Here is a 19,367-nt window from a genome sequence, read left to right as displayed (position 1 = left end):
CTTGTGGGGACCCGGGGCAACGTCAGGTATGAGACTCCGTGTCCTCTCCACCCAGCCGGCGCTCCAGCTTTTCTTCCGCGGCCTCCCGGCGTTTGCCGATGCGGAGCATCCTTTGGACCAAGGGGCTGCCTTGGAGCGGGAGACCCGTCAGCCTCTTGCGGGAACGCCCTTTTCCCTGGCCGTCGTTGGGCCGTTGGGGCTCCGACTCCGGGTTGACCCGTCCACCCATCACTGACTCCTCCCTGCACCCGGCAATTCCGCGGGCATGTCCCCATCCTGCAGCAGTCCCCGGCGCAGGGTAAGGGCCGGAAGACCCCGGCGCGGGCGGGGACTTTGGACTCTGGAAGCCGCGTTGCCAAGGCGAAAAGCTGGTACTGCCGGGAAAGGTTCCGCGGCTGATAAGAGATGGAGGCTGGCATGACCGAGCTGACGAAATGGCTTGATGCGCGTCGCTCACCGATGGAGCTTATCGAGAGATTGTTCGACGGCGACAGCAGCGCCGGGGGGATCAAAGTCGAGGAAGTGGTTGACGGGAATACGTTGGTGATCCGTGCCGAACTTCCCGGCATCGACCCGGAAAAGGACGCGGAAATCACCGTCTCCGACGGCGGCCTGACCATCCGGGCCGAACGCCAGGAAAAGAAGGAGCACAAGGAAAAGGACAGCTACCGCTCGGAGTTCCGGTATGGCTCCTTTGTCCGCCGCATACCTTTGCCGGACGGCGTGAAGGAAGGCGACGTGACCGCTTCCTACAAGGACGGCGTCCTCGAAGTACGGGCACCCATCCCGGAAAAGACAGCGGCAGTTTCGCCCTCGAAGGTTCCCATCACCAGGAGTTGAGAACGTGCTGCGGGCAGGTGCGGATGGAACGGCACCTGCCCGGCCTGTCGCCAGCCGCCGCTATCAGTACACCCATGGGGGTATACCATGGAGGGCAGCAACCCACCGATGGAGCACCCTCATGGAACTGAACCCCACCGAACTCACGCCTGTGATCAACCGCCTCAAGCGCGCACAGGGGCAGCTCGCCGCCGTCACCCGCATGTTGGAAGAAGGCCGTGACTGCAAAGATGTTGTCACCCAGCTCGCCGCAGTTTCGAAGGCGCTGGACCGGGCCGGCTTCGCCATCATCGCCACGGGCCTGGAGCAGTGCATCATCCAGGAGGACCAAACGATGGACAGGAAAGAGCTGGAGAAGCTGTTCCTCTCCCTCGCCTGACGCTCGACAGTAGGGCAGCAGGGCAGCAGGGGCAGGTCACCCAAACAGCATTTCGGCCTCCAAATACCGGTCTTCCGGGACCGTGTGCAACTCACCAATCGCGGCAGCAAGGGCAACAGTGGTGATGTCCGTGCCCCGCGAGGAAACCATCACGCCCCACTCCCCCTTGGATGCTGCACGGACGGCAGCCATTCCCAACCGCGTTGCCAGGACCCTGTCGAATGCCGTGGGCGCCCCACCCCGCTGGATGTGACCCAGGACCGTGGCCCTGCATTCGATTCCCGTCAGTTCCTGGAGCTGTTCCTCCAAGAGGTATCCGATGCCGCCCAGGCGCGGACGGCCAAAGGTATCGAGTCCGCGCGGGAAGTAGGGAGCATCCTGGCCTGCTGGAACGTAGGCCTCTGCCACCACCACCAGTGGCGCCCTGCCCCGGTTCCGGGCTGACAGGACCCACGCCGCTGCCTGCTCCAGGCTCACCCGGCGTTCCGGGATCAAAATGGCGTGCGCTCCGGCGGCCATGCCTGCATGAAGGGCAATCCAGCCGGCGTTGCGCCCCACTCCGGCTCTCCCCTGCCGGCAGCATCAGTATTTGGTCGCGGACCTGGATCCGGAGCGGAGGAGCGCTGCCGGGAGAGGACGTGACCCGGATCCGTTCTGTGGTCAGTTCGATGTCCAGCCAGTGTCCCTGGGTCTTCACCGTGAAGGACACGGCGTTGAGTCCGTGCGGCAAATTGGGGGTGAAGGTGATTCCTGAACGGTCCATCCGCAGCCCCGCGAAACTTCTTTGGATGACGTCCACCGTGCCCGCCATCGCACCCAGGTGGATACCGGCTTTGGTCGTTCCGTGCTGGGTGTCATCCAAGTCCGCGTCGACTGCTTCGCGGTAGCTTTCCCACGCGCCGTCAGGGTCCAAGGCAGCCAGGACGGAAGCGTGCGCCACCCTGCTCAGTGTCGAGCCGTGCGCTGTCCTGGCGAGGTAGTACTCAACGGTCCGCGCCAGCTGTGCCTCGGTCATGCGGTAACCCAGTTGGTGGAGCATCGCGATGAGGCCGGAACCACCCAGCAAGTACGGCAACATGAGGACGTCCGCCTGCTTGGAGAGCTTGTATCGGTTGACGTCATCGCCTTCCGCCCCCAGTATCAGGTCCAGCCGCTCTATGTTGTCGTACTCTTGCCGGTAGCCATCCCAGTCCAGCTCCCGCAAAAGATCGTACCCTTCGAACTGGCTGATCAGGCCGTCTTTGTTGAACGGCACATACATGGCCCGGGAGAGCCTGCGCCAGTGCGCCCGCTCGCGTTTGCCGACACCCAGCCGTTCCAGCAGTTCCTCCTGTTCGTGGCCCGGGAACATTGAAGTGACGTCGGCGGCCTCGCCACAAACCCACGCCGCCATGACGTTCGTGTAAGCGTTGTCGTCCAGGCCGGGAACATCCCGCCCGGGCAACCAGGTGTGGTATTCATCCGGGCCAGCCACTCCGCGGATGTGGTACCGGCGATGACCGGGATCGTGGACGGCCAGGGAGGCAAAACAGCGTGCCACGTCTATGAGCAGCTCTGCGCCGTGTCCCAGCAACCACGGGACGTCGTTGGTGGATTCGAAGTACTGCCAGGCGTTGAACGCCACTGCGAGTCCGGCGTGGACCTGCAGGTGCGAATAATCCGGCACCCACTGCCCTGAGCGCGGGTTGTAAAGCCAATCCGGTGTTTCTTCCGTGCCGTCGCTGCCGCTCTGCCACGGAAACAGCGCACCGGACAAGCCCTTTGCGACGGCGGCCCGACGGGCGGCGGGCAGCCGCCGCCAACGGTAGTCCAAGAGGGCTTTGGAAACCTCGGGCATGCGCGGGTTCAGGACCGGGAGGACAAACAGCTCGTCCCAAAACACGTGGCCGCGGTATCCCTCGCCGTGCAGTCCACGGGCGGGAACACCGACGTCGAGTTCGGCCGTGTGCGGAGTCAAGGTCTGCAGGAGGTGGAACAAGTGCAGGTTCAGCACCAGCTGAACCTGCACGGGCGCATCAAGCTCCACCTTGAACGGCCGAAGGACACGCCGCCAGGACGCTTTGTGCCGGCGCAACAGTTCTTCGAAGTCGCCCCCGGAACCTGCCAACGCAGCGGCAGCGGACGTAGCTGCCGACGAGGCTGCCCGGTCCCTGGACGTCGAGATCGCAATGATCCGGTCCACTGTGACGGGGTTTTCCTCCGAGGACCGGACCTGGAAGCTCCGGAAGTGGAAACCCGCCCGGCTTTCGGTCACTCCGGTGGACCCGGAGACGTCAACTGCCGCCGCAATGGCCACGCGCACCTGGCTTTGGGTGGTCTCCACCTCCGCGGCCAGGACCGGGCCGGCGTCGCGGGATGGCGGTATGGTCCTGTCGATCAGATGGACCTGGGAACTCAGCGGGGGCTCGGGAAGGTTGCTGTTGCGGACCAGGCAATTGCCCCCGGTGGTGATATCCAGAAGCGCGCTCCAGTCGCGGGGTGTGAGCCGTGTCCGGATAGCCAGGATGTGCCGGGTGTCCATGGACACGAACCTCGTTTCTTCCAGGTGGAGATGCCTCCCGTCCGGCGCTTCCAGCAGGAGATGCCGGGTCAGGACCGCCTTTTCCATATTGAGGACGCGGCGTTCATGGAGGATCTCCAGGCCGCCCCCGGACCACCATGGGGTGCCTTCCAGGCGCAGGTCCAGGGGCAGGCAGTCGGGCAGGTTGACCATGTGCTCTTCCGCGACGGTTCCTTCGCCTATCGTGGACCAAACCCTGTTATACACACCGGCCAGATACGTTCCGGCATAGCGGCCGGGCCTGCGGTTTTCACTGACGGCTCCCCGTATCCCCATGTATCCGTTGCCGAGGGTGGTCAGGGCTTCGCGGTGGCCCTCATGCTCAGGATCCATGCCTTCGTAGATCAGCAGCCACGGATCCCGCATCACGAGGCCCAGGTCCAGTTCGGCGAGGTTGTTGATCACCACGTCGGCACCGGCAGCTTCCAGGTCCGCCCGGTTGCCGTGCCGGTCAACGCCCACCACCAGGCCGAATCCGCCCCGGCTTGCGGCCAGCACCCCGGCGACGGCGTCTTCCACCACCACGGCGCGCCGCACGCTCACGTCCAGCCTGCGGCCGGCCTCCAGGAATGTATCGGGGGCCGGTTTGCCGGCCAGGCCATGCCACGCTGCCACCCGGCCATCGATGACCACCGAGAACGAGTCCAGCAGGTTGGCGGCGGCAAGGACGGGGATCGCGTTGCGGCTGGAGGTTACCAACGCGGTGGCGACACCGGCGTCCTTCAAGTTCTCCAGGAACCGGCCGGTGCCCGGAAAGATCTGCACGCCTCCTTCCTGCAGCCGTCTCAGGTAGGCCTTGTTCTTCCAGGCCCCAAGCCCGACGGCGTCCAGTCGCCGCCGGCGTCCTGCGGGGTTCCCGGCGGGATGTCCACTCCCCTGGATGCCCTGAGCCCGATCAGCCCTTGTTCCCGGGGCCTGCCGTCCACCAAGGCGTAGTAGTCATCCGGTGTGAAGGGGGCCCGGCTTCCATCCTTCGGGTAGCGGGGATCATTAATGATGGCTTCGTACGCCTCTTTCCACGCCGCGAGGTGAACGAGGGCCGTATTTGTCACCACTCCATCCAGGTCAAGAATGACTGCGTCGTAAGGAGCTGCAGCCGCTGCTGCGGTGGGCGACTTTTTCATTGACCGCTACAGCCATCGGAACTCGGCGTCGGCGATCAATGGCAGAGTGCGGAGGAAGGTGTCGGGGTTGAGCGAGATCGAGTCGATGCCTTCACCCACCAGGAACTCAGCGAAGTCCGGGTGGTTGCTGGGGCCTTGGCCGCAGAGTCCGATCTTGATGCCCGCCTTGTGGGCTTCCCGGATTGCTTGGGAGATCATGGCCGTCACGGCCGGGTCCCGTTCGTCAAAGAGTCCGGAGAGCTGCTCGGAATCCCTGTCAACGCCCAGGACCAGCTGGGTGAGGTCGTTGGATCCAATGGAGAAGCCGTCGAAGTACGTGGCGAACCGGGCGGCGAGGACCACGTTGGAGGGTATCTCGCACATCATGTAGACCTGCAGGCCGTCCTGCCCACGGACCAAGCCGTTGCTTGCCATGGCGTCCAGCACGGTGCGCGCTTCCTGGACGGTTCGGCAGAACGGCACCATCACAATGACGTTCCTGAAGCCTGCCTTCTCCCGGACCCGTTTCAACGCACGGCATTCCAAAGCAAAGGCCTCCCGGTATTCGTCGCTGTAATAGCGGGACGCGCCGCGGAAGCCCAGCATGGGATTTTCCTCGGGACGCTCAAAGAACGTCCCGCCAATGAGGTGGCCGTATTCGTTGCTTTTGAAGTCGGAGAGTCGCACAATCACCGGCTTGGGGTGGAACGGGGCCGCAATTTTCGCGATGCCGGTGGCCAGGACGTCAACGAAGTACTCCTCGGGATCCGCGTGGTTTGCCCACAGGGACGTGATGGTTTCAGCTTCGGCACCGTCAGTGACCCTTTCCGGGTGGACCAGTGCCATCGGGTGGACGCGGATCAGGTTGTTGATGATGAATTCCATGCGGGCCAGTCCGACGCCGGCGGCCGGCAGCCGCCACCACCGCATCGCTGCTGCCGGGCTGGCCATGTTGATCATGAGTTGGGTCCTAATGGCGGGCAGCGTCCCGGTGTCTACCTCCTCGACGTCGAACTTCAACGTCCCTTCGTAGACGCGGCCCTGTTCACCTTCGGCGCAGGAGAGGGTCACAGGGGCGCCCTGCTCCAGGGCCAGGGTTGCGTTTCCCGTACCCACCACCGCCGGCACGCCGAGTTCCCTGCTGACGATGGCCGCGTGGCTGGTGGGACCGCCATGATCGGTGACAATGCCGGCAGCCCGTTTCATGATGGGCACCCAGTCGGGATCCGTCACGCGGGTCACCAGGATGGAACCGTCGATGAAGTCCTCAAGGTCCCGGGCGTCCAGGATCCGCGACACTTTACCGGTGGTGATGGCATCTCCCACGGCCGCGCCGCGTGCCAGGACAGTTCCGCTTTCCTCGAGTTTGCACATCCGGAAGGACGTCAGCGGGCGTTGGGCCTGGACGGTCTCGGGCCGGGCCTGGACCATGAACAGTTCGCCCGTGATTCCGTCCTTGGCCCACTCCATGTCCATCGGCCGTCCGTAATGTTCTTCCACAGCGACAGCCCAGCGGGCCAGGAGGAGCACTTCAGCATCACTGAGGACCAACGCTTTCCGCTCCGCCTCGCTCGTGTCCACCATTTGCGTTCCGGTGTCCCCGTCCTGGCCGTAAATGAGTTTGCACTCCTTGGTCCCGACCTCCCGCTGGATGATCGGAACAAGGTCAGGATCGGCGAGCAAAGGCTTGAAGACCTGGTACTTGTCCGGGTTGATGGTTCCCTGGACCACGGTCTCTCCGAGTCCCCAGTCCGCGCTGATCACAGCACAACGCGGAAAGCCCGACTCAGTGTCGATGGAGAACATCACCCCGGATGCGCCCAGGTCCGAGCGCACCATGCGCTGGACGCCCACTGACAAAGCGACATCCAGATGCTCAAACCCCTTGATTTCCCGGTAGCTGATGGCCCGGTCGGTGTAGAGGGAAGCAAAGCAGCGCTTGCAGGCGTCCAGGACCGCTGCGGATCCCGAGACGTTCAGGTAGGTTTCCTGCTGTCCGGCGAAACTGGCATCGGGAAGATCCTCCGCCGTCGCACTGCTTCGTACTGCCACGGCCACGTCCTGCTCGCCGCCACGGCGGCAAAGTTCAGCGTAGCCGGCACTGATGGCTGCAGCGGTTTCAGGCGGGAACTCTGCCCCCAGGATGGCATTCCGAATGCGGCTTCCGGCTTCCCTCAACGATGTCTTCCGCAGGCGGTAGTCGTTGATGCGACCGGCAATCAAGGACTCCAGGCCATTGACGGCCAGGAACCGGCGGTAGGCATCCGCCGTCGTTGCGAAGCCTTCGGGGATCCGGACGCCGGCAGCCTGCAAAGACCGGGTCAACTCGCCGAGGGAGGCGTTCTTTCCCCCGATCCTTGGAATGTCGGCAAGACCGGCAGCGTCGAACCACAGGACATGGGTTTTGGCCAAGGCAGCCTTCGGTGCTGAATCCATGATTGGATTCTGCGCTGGCCCGCCACGATGCGGGAGGGTCTTTGTACCCGCCGCTTGAGGTGACTTTCGGCCCTGTTTTGGTTGTGCCCCCATCGAGCATGCTGGAGGCACAAGCAGGAGGCCGACCATGGGACTTTCGCATTTCGAGAAACAGGAACTGGACAAGATCGCCCGTGGGCTGGAAGAAGACGATCCACGACTTGCCACCCTCATGAGCCTTCAGGACCTCCGGGGACACCGCTGGAAGCGGACCCAACGAGGCTTGCTGGTGGCCTTGGGCGGCCTGGGGATCCTGTTGGCCAGCCTCCCTTTGGGCAGTCCCCCGCTTGGGGTGCTGGGTTTCATGATGATGGGCGGCGGCACCTACTGGGCAACACTGCTCATGGACGACAGCCCTCTTCGACGTGCCCCGAAGAATGCGGGGAACCTCCCTAACACCCACGAGCAAATGCCATGAAAGCTGTAATCATGTACGACTCGGCCTACGGGAACACAAAGTCCGTGGCAGAAGCAATAGCAGCGGGGTTGGAGAACAGCCGGACCGTCCCGGTGTCGCAATTCCGCAGCAGTGACGTCTCAGTCGGGGACCTGCTGGTGGTCGGCAGTCCGATCAACGGCTGGCGCCCTACCGAAGCCGTCACCAAGGCCCTGGACGCAGCCGGAGCGGACGGCCTGGCCGGCGTGCTGGCTGCGGCCTTCGACACCAGGGTCAAATTGTTCATCCATGGCGATGCCGCCAAGAAGATCTCCCACGGACTGCAGAAAGCCGGGGCCACGATCGTGGCCCAGCCCATGCCCTTCTACGTCAAAGGCACCGAAGGGCCGCTGTTGGAGGGCGAAATCAAACGGGCCTTCTCCTGGAGCCATGAACTGGCGGCTTCGGTGAAAGCCCTCGCGTCCAGGAAGGGCACATCATGAGCAGCCGTCTTGATCCCAGCAAAATCATCGTCGGCGTCGACGGTTCCGCTGCGTCCAAGCAGGCCCTTCGCGAAGGGCAACGCCTGGCGCTCGCGCTTGACGCCCCGCTCGAAGCGTGGGGCTGCTGGGAACTTCCCTTGGGCTACGAAGGCTACCTTGCGATGGGAATTGACGGATTTGCCCACACGGCAGAGGAAAACGTCAAAGAAACCCTCAAGGAAGTGTTTGGTCCGGAGTTGCCCAAGAATGTCAGTACGCGGCTGGTCCAAGGCTCCCCCCGGGCGGCCCTGGTGGAAGGCAGCAAGCACGCCGCCCTCCTGGTTGTCGGACGGCGGGGGCACGGTGGCTTCGGCGGGCTTCTTTTGGGTTCGGTCAGTTCCGCGGTGGTAGCCCATGCCCACTGCCCGGTCGTCGTGGTCCACACACCTTAGGCATCGCGTCGGAACAAAGGTCGGAACAAAACAGGCCCCTTCAGATGGAAGCACACCACATCCTTCCCCAGCCTTCGCAGGAGTCTGCGGACCTGGCGAACCCTCCTGCCGCCGTCGAGTGCTCTGCGTTGAGCAAAGCGTTCGGCCGCCACGTGGCGCTGGACGCCATCGACCTCCATGTCCCTCCGGGTTCCATCTTCGGACTCGTCGGGCCCAATGGGGCGGGGAAGACCACGCTCCTGCGCATCCTCACAGGGCTGTCCCGGGCGTCGGCCGGATCCGTGCACCTGTTGGGCCGGGAACTTCGCGCCGATGACCCGGACGTGCGCCGGGATATCGGGTACCTTCCGGACGTTCCCGCGTTCTACGACTGGATGACGTCTACGCAGGCGCTTCGGCTGGCCGGCCGGTTATCCGGCCTCGACGGAGCCGGACTCAGCGGGCGCATCCGCGACACGTTGCAGCTCGTCCGGCTCGAAGCGGGCAAACAGCGCATCGGCAAGTACTCGCGCGGCATGCGCCAGCGTCTCGGAGTTGCGCAGGCTTTGATCAACGCACCAAAACTGCTGCTGCTGGACGAGCCCACCAGTGCGCTTGACCCCGCGGGCAGGAAGGAACTGCTCGATTTCCTTGTGACCTTGCGGGGCCGGACCACCGTCTTTTTCTCCACGCACATCCTCAGTGACGTCGAGCGGGTTTGCGACCACGTTGCTGTCCTGGACAAAGGGAAGGTCCTGTCCCAGTCCACCATGGAGGAACTCCGTGCCCGGCACGGCCAACAAACCATCGCCGTGGAAGTCACGGACGGGGCGGAGCAGTTGGCCCACCGGATCGCCCAAGCCCCTTGGGCGTTGTCAGTGCGGCCGGGGCCGGGCGGCGAAATCATGGTCCGGGCCACCGACCCTGTTGCTGCCCAACGTGGAATTCCTTCGCTCGTGGCGAGCGCGGGCATTGGCCTGGTCCGCCTGGACAGCGCCGAGCTCAGCCTGGAAGACGTGTTCCTTGAGCTGACGGGAGAACCAGCGCAGTGAAAACCTTCCCGGCCCTCGCCGCCAAAGAAACACAGGAGATCGTCCACACGTGGCGGATCTGGGTTCTTCCCGCGATCATCCTTGTCTTCGCGGTGAGTGGCCCACCCCTGGCGAAGATCACCCCCGAACTCCTCGCGTCCCTGACGCCACCTGGCCAACAATCCCTTGTTTTGCCGCCGGCGACGTTCGCCGATGCCTACGACCAATGGGTCAAGAACCTGTCCCAACTGGTCCTCTTCGCCATCATCATCATGTACGGCGGGATCGTCTCCACCGAGGTGCGCGACGGTACGGCCGCCTTCGTGCTGACCAAGCCCGTGCGGCGCGCCACCTTCATCACCGCCAAGGCCGTTGTCCATGCACTTTTCATCGCAGCGGTGTTCGCGGCAGGAACCACCATCACATGGATCACCACGGGTGTGGTGTTCGGCATGGCACCGGCTGCGCAGTTGTGGGGTCCGGCCGCCATGCTCTGCCTGTTCGCGCTGCTCCTGCTGGCGTTCATGGAGTTCTTCTCGGTGGTCATTCCCGCCCCGGCCGGCGCAGCCGGTGCAGGCCTGGGATTGTACGCCCTGTTGGCGGTGGGCGGGGCGTGGGGCCCCTGTTCAGGTTCTCGCCGGCCGGCGTGCCCGGGATCGCGGCGAGCGTGGCCGCCGGCCAAAGCCATCCCGCAGCGGCGTGGCCCGTGGTGACGACGCTGATTGGGGCCGGGGCGGCGGTCGCGGTGGCCGTGTTCATTTTCCAGCGGAAGGAATTGCAGCCATGACGCGACCAGGCGCAATCGTGATGCTCACAGTGGGAATCGCGCTCTCCCTCATCGGCTTCACCCTCGCCTCCGCCGGTGCTGCGGCGGCATGGCTGGGCGCCGCACAGCGCGACGGCGGTTACTTCACGTCCCGCACGGAGCGCTTCACTGTCCCGTCCTTCGCCTTGGTTTCGCCACATCTGGACGCTGTTGGTGAGGGAACCCCCGAAAGGCTCCCCTTCGACGTCGGAACCCTCCGGTTACGGGCGACCGCCGCGGATCCGGCGCAAAGCATCTTCGTCGGGATCGCACCCCAAGAAGACGTGGACCGCTACCTTTCCGGAGTGCACTACACGGAGTTGGAGGAAGTGAAGTTCAATCCTTTCCGGCCCGTTTACCGGGATATTTCCGGACTGTCCAGCCCGGCCCCGGCAAGCAGCCAGGACATCTGGGTTGCTTCCGCATCGGGCCAAGGCCTGCAGGAACTGACCTGGAAGATCACACCCGGCACCTGGACGGTTGTTGTCATGAACGCCGACGCGGCCCAAGGTGTATCCGCGGACCTGCAGGCGGGTTTCAGGTCCGAGCTCATCAGGCCCGCAGCAACCGGCCTGCTGGTTGCCGGTGGACTGGCGCTGGTGGTCGGCTTGCCACTGCTGGTCATCGGCGCGGTGGGACTGGGGCGCCGAGGGACGCCCGGGCCGCCACCACCGGCAGGGGTTCCCGGACGCGGCCCCGCCCCGGCACGCAGTGAATCGCCGACACCGGGTGGGTCGCTGCCGGCCATCACGTGGGACCAAGCCCATCCCGTCAGGCTGACGGGCCATGTGGACGCCGGCCTCTCCCGGGGGTTGTGGCTCGTCAAATGGCTGCTGGCCATTCCGCACTTCTTCGTGTTGTTCTTCCTGTGGTTCGCTTTCGCCGTCACAACAGTTGTGGCGTGGTTCGCCATCCTCGTCACCGGCCGGTACCCGCAGTCGCTCTTCCACTTCAACGTCGGGGTGCTGCGTTGGACGTGGCGCGTCGCGTTCTACGCCTATGCGGCAGGAGGAACGGACAAGTATCCGCCCTTCACCCTCGAGCAGGCCGACTACCCAGCCGCCCTGGACGTCCAGTACCCGCAACGGCTCTCGCGTGGCCTGGTCCTCGTGAAATCGTGGCTGCTGCTGATCCCGCACTGGCTCGTCATCGGAGCCGTCACCGGTAGTGCGACGTGGGCCTGGCGCACCCAGGACGGCCCGGCAGGGGTGGTCACCGAACGCGGCGGCGGGTTGTCCCTGTTGGCCCTTCTGGTGATCATCGCCCTGGTGATCCTGCTCTTTTCCGGACGCTATCCGCGGCCCCTTTTCGCCTTCATCATGGGGATCAACCGCTGGGCTTATCGCGTCGTGGTTTACGGCGCCCTCATGAGGGACGAATACCCGCCGTTCCGCCTGGACCAGGGACCTGACGAACCCGATGCAGCGGCCCCCCGGGACACGGACCCCCGCCCGGCCGGCCACCAGGGTCCGCCGGCCGAGCGGCCCGGAAGGCCTGACGGTGGCGGCGACCGGAGCTGAGTCACCACGCCCGGAGCAGGGACGCAGCGCACGACGCCGGGTGGTCGCCGTGGTGCTGGCAGCGACCGTGATCCTCCTGGCGGCCGCCGTCACGATCACGCTCCTGGTGGCGGGGCCGGGCGGGACGCCGTCGGCGACCACGTCCTCGGATTCCCTGGCCCCGGCCCCCGGCACCACGGGAGTGTCTCCCTCCCCCACCGCCGATACGGGACCCACTGCGGACACGGAACCCACGGCAACGACCGGTAGACCGACGCCGCTCCCCCCGGAACCCGGCCCGACCGCGAGCAGCCCCGCGCCGCCCGCGACTCCCGGTGCAACAGCCGCGCCACCCCTTCCGCCTGGGCTGCTGGGGCAGGACCTGACCATCATCCCGGGGGCCGGGAACAACATCGCCCTGACATTCGACGCCGGCGCGAACGCCACCGGGCTGGACAGCATCCTGGCAACGCTGGCCAACAGGCAGGTGGCCGGAACGTTCTTCCTGACCGGGGCCTGGGCCGCGTCCAACCCATCCGGCGTGGCACGGATCGTGGCGTCCGGACATCGGGTCGGAAACCACTCCATGACCCATCCCGCAATGACCCGGCTCCCGGAGCCGGCCATCGCCGCGGAAATCCGGGATGCCGAAGCGGCGATAGCCGCTGCCGGAGGCGACCCCCGGCCTTTGTTCCGCTTCCCGTTCGGAGACCGGGATGAGCGGACCATCAACGCGGTCAATTCCTTGGGCTACGTTCCAGTCCGCTGGACCGTGGACACCTTGGGGTGGAAAGGCACCAGTGGCGGCATGTCCCGGAGCGGAGTGGCAGAGCGGGTCCTGGGCAACCTGCAACCCGGTGGAATCATCCTCATGCACCTCGGCTCGAATCCCGACGACGGAAGCACCCTCGACGCCGACGCATTGGCTGACGTCATTGACGGCATCCGCGCCGCCGGGTACGGCTTTGTGACCCTCGACCGGCTGCAACAACTCTAGGAGAGTCAAATGATCCCCTTACTGCTTCTGATCGTGCCGGGCTTCGTGGCGCTGACCTCCCTGGCCGGAGGACTTGCCATGGCGCTCGGTTCCTGGCTGGGCCCCGAGAAACTTGGGCTGCCTGTTGAAGCGCAGGTGCCCCTTGAGTACCTCAATGGTTCACCCTTCAGCTCATTCGTGGTCCCAGGGCTCCTGCTGGCCCTCATTGTCGGCGGCCTGCATGTTGCTGCCTTCGTGGCCATGCTGCGGCACCACCGCTTGGCGGGCCTGCTGACGGCAGCAGCGGGCTACTCGATCCTGGTCTGGATCTTTGTCCAAATGATGCTGATCCCGTTCAGTGTGCTGCAGGCGGTCTATTTCGGCGCAGGACTTGCCGAGCTTGGACTGTTGTTGCTGATGCTCAAGGTTGCCTCCCCGCTCCCCGGCCCCGTGACCTCGGGCAAGAAAGTCACCGGTCCGCGCGCCCAAGGGACTTTGGGCCCTGTCGGGTAATCCGGACCGCCCATAGGATCGCGGCATGAACGAGAAGAACCTAGTGCCTGATCCGGAAATACTGGAGCCCGACGATTGCTGGCGGCTGCTCACCGAGACCAACGTCGGGCGGCTTTCTGTCATCGCGAACGGCCATCCGGATATCTTCCCGGTGAGCTTCGTGGTGGACGGCCGCAGCGTGGTGTTCCGTACCGGTATGGGAACCAAACAGCAGGCTATCGAGGCGGACTCGGTGGTGGCCCTCGAAGCCGATGCGGTGAGTGCCGAGTTCGGGCTTGCCTGGAGCGTCGTCATCAAGGGCCAGGCGACGCAGGCCGGTCCCTCCAGCCCCGGCCTCACCGAGGCCCGCCGGGGCATGTTCCCCTGGCAGGGGGTCGGCAAGGAACTGCTGTACGTGATAGTTCCTGACTCCATCACCGGACGGCGATTCGACCTGAGCGCAACCAACTCGTTCGACACTCCGCTCAACGAGGCCACCAGGGCAGGCCTGGAATAGGTTCCATGGTGACTGGCGGAACGACCACCACCATCACGGACAGAGTCCTGACCGTCAGCCACCTGGTCAAGAAATTCGGCGACGTCACGGCGGTCAACGACGTATCGTTTGAGATCCGCCCGGGTGAGACGTTCGGCCTCCTGGGGCCGAACGGTGCCGGGACGACCACCATTATTTCCATGGTTGCCGGACTTTTCCCTCCCGACGGCGGCAGCGTGGACGTTGCCGGCACCGCCATGTCCCCCTCAAGCATCCAGGCCAAGCGGAACATCGGGCTGGTACCGCAGGAGCTTGCCATTTATCCGGACCTCAGCGCCCGGGAGAACCTGCACTTCTTCGGCAGGTTGCAAGGGCTGCGCGGTAAGGAGCGGGAGGCCCGGGTCACCGTAGTCCTGGATCTTCTCGGCTTGAGCGACCGGGCCAAGGAGCAAACCAAGAAGTTCTCGGGCGGCATGAAGCGGCGGCTGAACATCGGGATCGGACTGCTGCACCGTCCGCATTTGCTGATCCTGGATGAGCCGACGGTGGGCGTCGACCCGCAATCCCGCAATTCCATCCTGGACGCCGTGCATCGACTGTCCGCCGCAGGCACCGCCGTGCTGTATACCACCCATTACATGGAAGAGGCCCAACGCCTCTGCGACCGAATAGCCATCCTTGACCAGGGCAGCGTTCAGGCGGAAGGCAGCAGCGACGAACTCATCACCCTGACCGGTGGAGCTGACCGCATCGATCTGGAAGGCACCGGGGATATGGCGGCAGCGGCCCAGGCCATCAGAGGGATACTGGGCGTCAAACGGATAAGCCCGATGGGGACCTCAGGCTTGACCCTGACGGTTTCCGACGGGCCCCGCATTCTCGCCTCGATCGTGACGGGAGCTGCAACGGCCGGCATGCATGTCACGTCCGTCCAAGTGTCCAGGCCGGATCTCGAATCAGTTTTCCTCCATCTCACGGGGAAGGCACTCAGGGATTGACGTGAACGCACTCACGGCCCTGGTGGCCAACGACCTCAAGCAACGGCTCAGGGACAAATCAGTCCTGATCTTCGGCCTTTTGGTGCCCTTGGCATTGATGACCGTGCTCAACCTGGCTTTCGGGGGCTTGGGCGACGACGGTCCGGCCCTCAAGCCCGTGACCGTCATCGCCGGCGTCGAGGACGAAGGGCCGCTGGGCGATGTGGTCCTGGAATCCTTGGTTTCCTCGCCTGCCTTGGAGGTTTCCGTTCAGCGGGTGGCACCCGGCGACGTCGCCCGGACCACCCTTGACGGCGGGAGTTCACTCGGCATTGTCATCCCGCAGGGTTTCACCGAGTCACTGACAACCGGAAGCGCCGCTACCCTCCAGCTCACAAGGGGCTCCAGCCCCTCACTGGAAACCGATGTGCTCATCTCCGTGGTCAAAGAGATCGTCAAGGAGCTCCATGCCGCCTCCCTCACCGGAGCGGCAGGCCGGATCGCCGGCCTCTCCCCTGCCGCAGCAAGCGACATCGCACGGTCGACGGCGGCCGCCCTACCGCTGATGGCGCTCAAGGAAGCCACAGCACCCACTGAGCAACTACCCCTCCGCGCCTCGCTCGTGGCCGGCCAAACCGGGTTGTTCCTGCTGTTCACGGTGGGTTTTGGCGTGGTGGGGCTGTTGGTGGAAAAGGAACAAGGAACGTTTGCCCGGATCAGGTCCGTTGCGGTTCCTCCATGGACCATCACGGCGTCCAAGGCCGTGGTCGGGTTCCTGCTGGGAGCAGCCGCCAGCACGGTCCTGCTCACCAGTGGCATGGTGTTCTTCGGGGTGGCTTTCGGTTCTCCGGTAGTGGTGGGGTTGCTGGTCATGTCGGCTGCAGCAGCGGCCACCAGCCTGACCTTCATCGTGGTGCGGCTGGTCCGTTCGGCTGAACAAGCCAACGTAGCCCAGTCAATTATTGCCATGGTCCTGGGAATCGCAGGCGGCGCCTTCTTTCCCCTTCAATCCACGGGGTTCCTGGCAACGGTGCTGGAGTTGAATCCAGTGGGGGCTTTCATCCGCGGGCTGGGAATATCAGCCGGGGGCGGCGGAATCGGGGATGTCCTGGGACCCCTTGGCGTCATGTGGATCTTTGCCGCTGCCTGTACGCTCCTCTCCCGATTCATTCCCGATCGGAGCGCGGCGCAATGAACCCCGTGCTGGCCATTGCCGGTGTGGAGCTGAGGCGGTTCTTCCGGGATCGGTCCAACATCTTCTTCGTCTTCATTTTTCCCCTGATGCTGATCCTCCTGCTGGGAATCCAGTTCGGGGTGGGGTCCGCGGGACCAATAGTGGCTGTGGCAGGGGGCGAGGGCACGCCCCTGGCCCGCGACCTCACGGACCGGCTCAAGGCAGAAGGCCTCACCGTCCGCCCGGACACGGCGTCCGCGGTTCGCCGCGACGTAAGCCGCGGCAGCACCGACGTCGGACTTTTCATCAGCGAGCAGGCCGGGAAAGCCTATGACGACGCCGGACCGGTGGAACTGGAGGTTCTCGCCGCGCCCGATGCTTCGGGGCAGACCGCTTTGCAGTCTGTACGGGCAACAGTCCGGGACCTGGGCAGGACGCAGCTGCAATTACGGGCCCTCATGGACGGCGGCGTGACGGAGGACGCCGCGCGCTCGGCCCTGGCACGTGCGAAGACCTCCACCGTTGAACCCACGGTGCAGGTGATGGAATCCGGCGGCGTCTCCTCGGAGTTCCGGGGCCTGGCCCGGTTCGACCTGGGCGCCGCCCAACAACTGCTGCTGTTCATCTTCCTCAGCTCCCTGACAGGTGCGGCCGCCCTGATCCAGGCGCGCCGCTACGGCGTGATCTCCCGCGCCTTGGCGGCGCCGGTGACCGCCGCCCGGACCATGACGGGACTGGCCTTGGGCAGATTCGCCATCGCAGGGGTCCAAGGCGTCTATATCCTGCTGGGTACCGCCCTGCTGTTCGGAGTTGACTGGGGGAACTTGTGGCTCGCGATGCTGGTGGTCGGCGTCTTCAGCCTTGTGGCCGCGGCAGCTGCGATGGTGGTCGGCTCGATGCTGGACCACGACGGCGCCGCAACCGGTGTGGGCATAGGTTTGGGATTGGTGGTGGCCGGCTTGGGCGGTTGCATGGTGCCGCCTGAGTTCTTTTCCGAACCGATGGCTGCGGTGTCACGCTTCACTCCGCACCGCTGGGCCTACGATGCCATCGCTGAGGTCCAGCGGCACGAAGCGGCCTTGCAGGACATCCTTCCGCGCCTGGGAGTCCTGGCAGCGATGGCTGCGGGTCTGTTGGTCCTGGGAACCTGGCTGCTCCGGCGAAGCCTGGCCCGTGCGTTGTGAGCACCAGCGCCACGGCACCGGGGCTCCCTACCCGTGGCTTAGGGTCCTTTGGCCCTGCCGCCGGGCAGGCTGTGAGGCGATTCTGGTGTTATGGCTACCATCGAACCCCAGCCCCGGCCCATCACGTCCCCGGAGCAGCACACTGCAGTGGTCCGCGAGCGCGTGGCAATGACCGGACTTACCGACTTTTTCGGCCGGGCCTTCGGTGCCGTCATGGCAGCGGCGCAGGCCCAGCATGCAAGCCCTGTTGGCCCGCCTTTTGCCATGTATCACGGCATGCCGACGGACACCGTTGATGTGGAAGCCGGGTTTCCGATCACCCCCAACTTCACGGGTACCAGCGACGTGGCAGCCAGCAAACTGCCTGAGTCCGAAGCTTTCGAGGCCATCCATCGGGGCCCGTACGACACCCTCGAAAAAACCTACGCGCTCATCGTTGAGCGAATGAGCGCAGAGGGCAAGACGCCTTCAGACACCATGTGGGAGTTCTACCTCAGCGATCCTGTCAGGGAACCGGACCCCGCCACGTGGCAGACGCGGGTGGTGTGGCCTGTAGCCCAGGACACTATGGGTCGGCAGGCACCTGCCTCGTGAGGTCCATGCATTCCTAACGCGGCAGGACGCGGCCGGGCGCGGCCGGGCGCGGCCGGACAGAAGAAAGAAGCATCGCCATGAGCACCACCAACCCAATCGTTGTGGCCGTCAAGGATTCTCCACAAAGTGAAGCGGCCCTTGGGTGGGCCGCTTCACGGGCCCGCAAGCACCATGTGCCGTTGGTCATCCTCCATGTGGCCGACGACCACTGGTCGTTGAACCCCGCTACGTGGAACAAACAGCTCCGGAAGGCCGGAGAGGAGCTGCTGGCGTCGGCCGCCTCCCGGGTGAGCGGGCAATTCGGTATCGATGCCACCACCGAGCTGCTGACCGGCAGCGTCGCCGGCGCACTGGGCCATTACGGTCCGAACGTGCGGCTCGTGGTGGTCGGTTCCGGAAGTCCGCATCATGGCGGCACCCTTACCGACAGGGCCCTGCAGATCGCAGGAGTTACACCGGCTCCTCTTGCAGTGGTCGGTACTGCTGACGCGGATGGCGGGAGCGGCATTGTGGTGGGCGCCGACGGCTCCGAACTTTCGCTGCGTGCGGTCGAGTTCGCCGCCGCGGAGGCGGACAGGGAAGGACAGGAACTCACCGTCCTCCACGCCTATCAGGCTCCCGACCCGGTCAGCGACGCGGGGCTGGCACCGGCCGAGCTCGCGGAGCTGATGGATGAGCAGGAACGCGTAATCCTGTCCGAGACGGTTGCGGGCCTCCGCAGCACCTACCCGGACCTGGTTGTTCACAAAGTACTCGAACCCGGCAAGGAACCGGTCCGTGCCCTCACCGATGCGGCCGCAGGGGCCCGGATGCTGGTCATGGGCAGCCATGGCCGGGGCGGCTTCGTCCGCCTGGTCCTTGGCTCCACAACCCATGGTGTACTGACCCACCTTCCGTGCCCGACCGTCGTCGTACCTCCCAGCCAGGATGGCAGCTCTACGGATTAATAGGTCCTTTGTCCCTGTTGCACCGGCAGGCCGTAACTGATCATGGGAGGGACATTGTGGGCCACCGCTTTAATTCACAGCAGGAGTAGCCGTGACGGACGTACTGAGATATGAAGTTGGCGCCGGAACAGTGCTGGTGCTGGTTGAAGACGGCAGCTTCGGAGTGGACCACCCCGGGCGCAACGAACAAGGCATCCTGGATGTCGGCCGGCGCCTGGAAGACGCCCTCGCCAGCGTTCGTCCGGCCGCCACGGCCGCACTGGATTCGATGCAGGAGCTCGCTCCGGAAACCCTGGAAATCGAATTCGGCATCAAGCTCGCCGGCGACGCAGGAGCGCTCGTCGCCAAGTCAACCGCCGAAGGCCACTTCATTGTGCGGATGACCTGGAACCCGGCGGTCCAACACACCGGACACGAAGCGCCTGTGGACGTGCACTAAGCCGGGCACAGCGCCTCGCAGGATGCCCTGGGTTGAGAGGGCACGCTGCGGGGCGCTACTATTTTTTCCATCAAGGGGAGTACTCCCATTAGCGATTGATCCGTCAT

20 protein-coding genes and 2 pseudogenes are annotated in these 19,367 nt (G+C 64.9%); 17 read left to right on the top strand and 5 right to left on the bottom strand.

The window, feature by feature from the left end; all coding sequences use genetic code 11:
- Positions 1 to 22 precede the first annotated feature (22 nt).
- The gene (locus tag RI444_RS09805) at positions 23 to 229 is read right to left on the bottom strand and encodes a hypothetical protein (RefSeq protein WP_021472134.1); all 207 of its coding nucleotides are present in this window, start codon (positions 227 to 229) and stop codon (positions 23 to 25) included.
- Between the two features lie 188 nt (positions 230 to 417).
- Here RI444_RS09805 and RI444_RS09800 point away from each other — a divergent pair, with 188 nt between their 5' ends.
- Positions 418 to 840: an Hsp20/alpha crystallin family protein gene (locus RI444_RS09800; protein ID WP_021472133.1), complete on the top strand. Its 423-nt coding sequence runs from the start codon at positions 418 to 420 to the stop codon at positions 838 to 840.
- 121 nt (positions 841 to 961) lie between these two features.
- Entirely contained in the window at positions 962 to 1,219 is a 258-nt protein-coding gene (locus RI444_RS09795) for a metal-sensitive transcriptional regulator (RefSeq protein WP_021472132.1), read from the top strand.
- Between the two features lie 36 nt (positions 1,220 to 1,255).
- On the opposite strand, the pseudogene RI444_RS09790 reads toward RI444_RS09795, so the two are convergent.
- The 4 genes and pseudogenes from RI444_RS09790 to ppsA all read right to left on the bottom strand — a co-directional run.
- Positions 1,256 to 1,777 (bottom strand): annotated as a pseudogene (locus RI444_RS09790) (6-phosphofructokinase); the annotation flags it as partial.
- Positions 1,778 to 1,865: 88 nt separating this feature from the next.
- Positions 1,866 to 4,559, bottom strand: a pseudogene (locus tag RI444_RS09785) (HAD-IA family hydrolase); the annotation flags it as partial.
- Between the two features lie 5 nt (positions 4,560 to 4,564).
- The gene (locus RI444_RS09780) at positions 4,565 to 4,903 is read right to left on the bottom strand and encodes a hypothetical protein (RefSeq protein WP_242703087.1); all 339 of its coding nucleotides are present in this window, start codon (positions 4,901 to 4,903) and stop codon (positions 4,565 to 4,567) included.
- A gap of 6 nt (positions 4,904 to 4,909) precedes the next feature.
- A complete protein-coding gene (ppsA, locus tag RI444_RS09775; RefSeq protein WP_316963903.1) occupies positions 4,910 to 7,318 on the bottom strand; it encodes a phosphoenolpyruvate synthase in 2,409 nt (802 codons plus the stop codon).
- Between the two features lie 127 nt (positions 7,319 to 7,445).
- On the opposite strand from ppsA, the gene RI444_RS09770 reads away from it, so the two are divergent.
- From RI444_RS09770 to RI444_RS09700, 15 genes are all read left to right on the top strand, one after another.
- Positions 7,446 to 7,775, top strand: a complete 330-nt coding sequence (locus RI444_RS09770) for a DUF3040 domain-containing protein (RefSeq protein ID WP_207604723.1) — start codon at positions 7,446 to 7,448, stop codon at positions 7,773 to 7,775.
- On the top strand, positions 7,772 to 8,236 hold the full coding sequence (locus RI444_RS09765) for a flavodoxin family protein (RefSeq protein ID WP_166186263.1): 465 nt from the start codon (positions 7,772 to 7,774) through the stop codon (positions 8,234 to 8,236). Before RI444_RS09770 ends, RI444_RS09765 begins: the two co-directional genes overlap by 4 nt.
- Positions 8,233 to 8,667, top strand: a complete 435-nt coding sequence (locus RI444_RS09760) for a universal stress protein (protein WP_207604722.1) — start codon at positions 8,233 to 8,235, stop codon at positions 8,665 to 8,667. The genes RI444_RS09765 and RI444_RS09760 overlap by 4 nt, the downstream gene beginning before the upstream one ends.
- Positions 8,668 to 8,711: 44 nt before the next feature.
- Positions 8,712 to 9,698, top strand: coding sequence for an ATP-binding cassette domain-containing protein (locus RI444_RS09755; RefSeq protein WP_207604721.1), 987 nt, complete (start codon positions 8,712 to 8,714; stop codon positions 9,696 to 9,698).
- Positions 9,695 to 10,390, top strand: coding sequence for an ABC transporter permease (locus RI444_RS09750; protein WP_207604720.1), 696 nt, complete (start codon positions 9,695 to 9,697; stop codon positions 10,388 to 10,390). Before RI444_RS09755 ends, RI444_RS09750 begins: the two co-directional genes overlap by 4 nt.
- Before the next feature lie 70 nt (positions 10,391 to 10,460).
- The gene (locus RI444_RS09745; RefSeq protein WP_207604719.1) at positions 10,461 to 12,002 is read left to right on the top strand and encodes a DUF4389 domain-containing protein; all 1,542 of its coding nucleotides are present in this window, start codon (positions 10,461 to 10,463) and stop codon (positions 12,000 to 12,002) included.
- Positions 11,983 to 12,978 carry a polysaccharide deacetylase family protein gene (locus RI444_RS09740; RefSeq protein WP_242703086.1) on the top strand — a complete coding sequence of 332 codons (996 nt, stop codon included), beginning with the start codon at positions 11,983 to 11,985 and terminating at the stop codon, positions 12,976 to 12,978. The genes RI444_RS09745 and RI444_RS09740 overlap by 20 nt, the downstream gene beginning before the upstream one ends.
- Before the next feature lie 9 nt (positions 12,979 to 12,987).
- A complete protein-coding gene (locus RI444_RS09735) occupies positions 12,988 to 13,470 on the top strand; it encodes a hypothetical protein (protein ID WP_242703085.1) in 483 nt (160 codons plus the stop codon).
- A 25-nt stretch (positions 13,471 to 13,495) separates the two neighbouring features.
- A complete protein-coding gene (locus RI444_RS09730; protein ID WP_021472120.1) occupies positions 13,496 to 13,966 on the top strand; it encodes a pyridoxamine 5'-phosphate oxidase family protein in 471 nt (156 codons plus the stop codon).
- Between the two features lie 5 nt (positions 13,967 to 13,971).
- Positions 13,972 to 14,943 carry an ABC transporter ATP-binding protein gene (locus RI444_RS09725; protein WP_207604717.1) on the top strand — a complete coding sequence of 324 codons (972 nt, stop codon included), beginning with the start codon at positions 13,972 to 13,974 and terminating at the stop codon, positions 14,941 to 14,943.
- Position 14,944: 1 nt separating this feature from the next.
- Entirely contained in the window at positions 14,945 to 16,117 is a 1,173-nt protein-coding gene (locus RI444_RS09720; RefSeq protein ID WP_242703084.1) for an ABC transporter permease, read from the top strand.
- The gene (locus tag RI444_RS09715) at positions 16,114 to 17,280 is read left to right on the top strand and encodes an ABC transporter permease (protein ID WP_207604716.1); all 1,167 of its coding nucleotides are present in this window, start codon (positions 16,114 to 16,116) and stop codon (positions 17,278 to 17,280) included. The genes RI444_RS09720 and RI444_RS09715 overlap by 4 nt, the downstream gene beginning before the upstream one ends.
- Positions 17,281 to 17,370: 90 nt before the next feature.
- Complete coding sequence (locus RI444_RS09710; protein WP_021472116.1) at positions 17,371 to 17,874, top strand: GyrI-like domain-containing protein; 504 nt, start codon at positions 17,371 to 17,373, stop codon at positions 17,872 to 17,874.
- 77 nt (positions 17,875 to 17,951) lie between these two features.
- Positions 17,952 to 18,821 carry a universal stress protein gene (locus RI444_RS09705; RefSeq protein ID WP_207604715.1) on the top strand — a complete coding sequence of 290 codons (870 nt, stop codon included), beginning with the start codon at positions 17,952 to 17,954 and terminating at the stop codon, positions 18,819 to 18,821.
- 91 nt (positions 18,822 to 18,912) lie between these two features.
- Complete coding sequence (locus RI444_RS09700) at positions 18,913 to 19,260, top strand: CU044_2847 family protein (RefSeq protein ID WP_207604714.1); 348 nt, start codon at positions 18,913 to 18,915, stop codon at positions 19,258 to 19,260.
- The last annotated feature ends 107 nt before the right edge of the window (positions 19,261 to 19,367 follow it).

Origin of the sequence: Paenarthrobacter sp. AT5 (assembly GCF_032764245.1) — a bacterium.
Classification (GTDB): domain Bacteria; phylum Actinomycetota; class Actinomycetes; order Actinomycetales; family Micrococcaceae; genus Arthrobacter; species Arthrobacter ureafaciens.
Note: the sequence above shows the minus strand (reverse complement) of the source record. Positions and strands in the feature narration are given on the sequence as shown.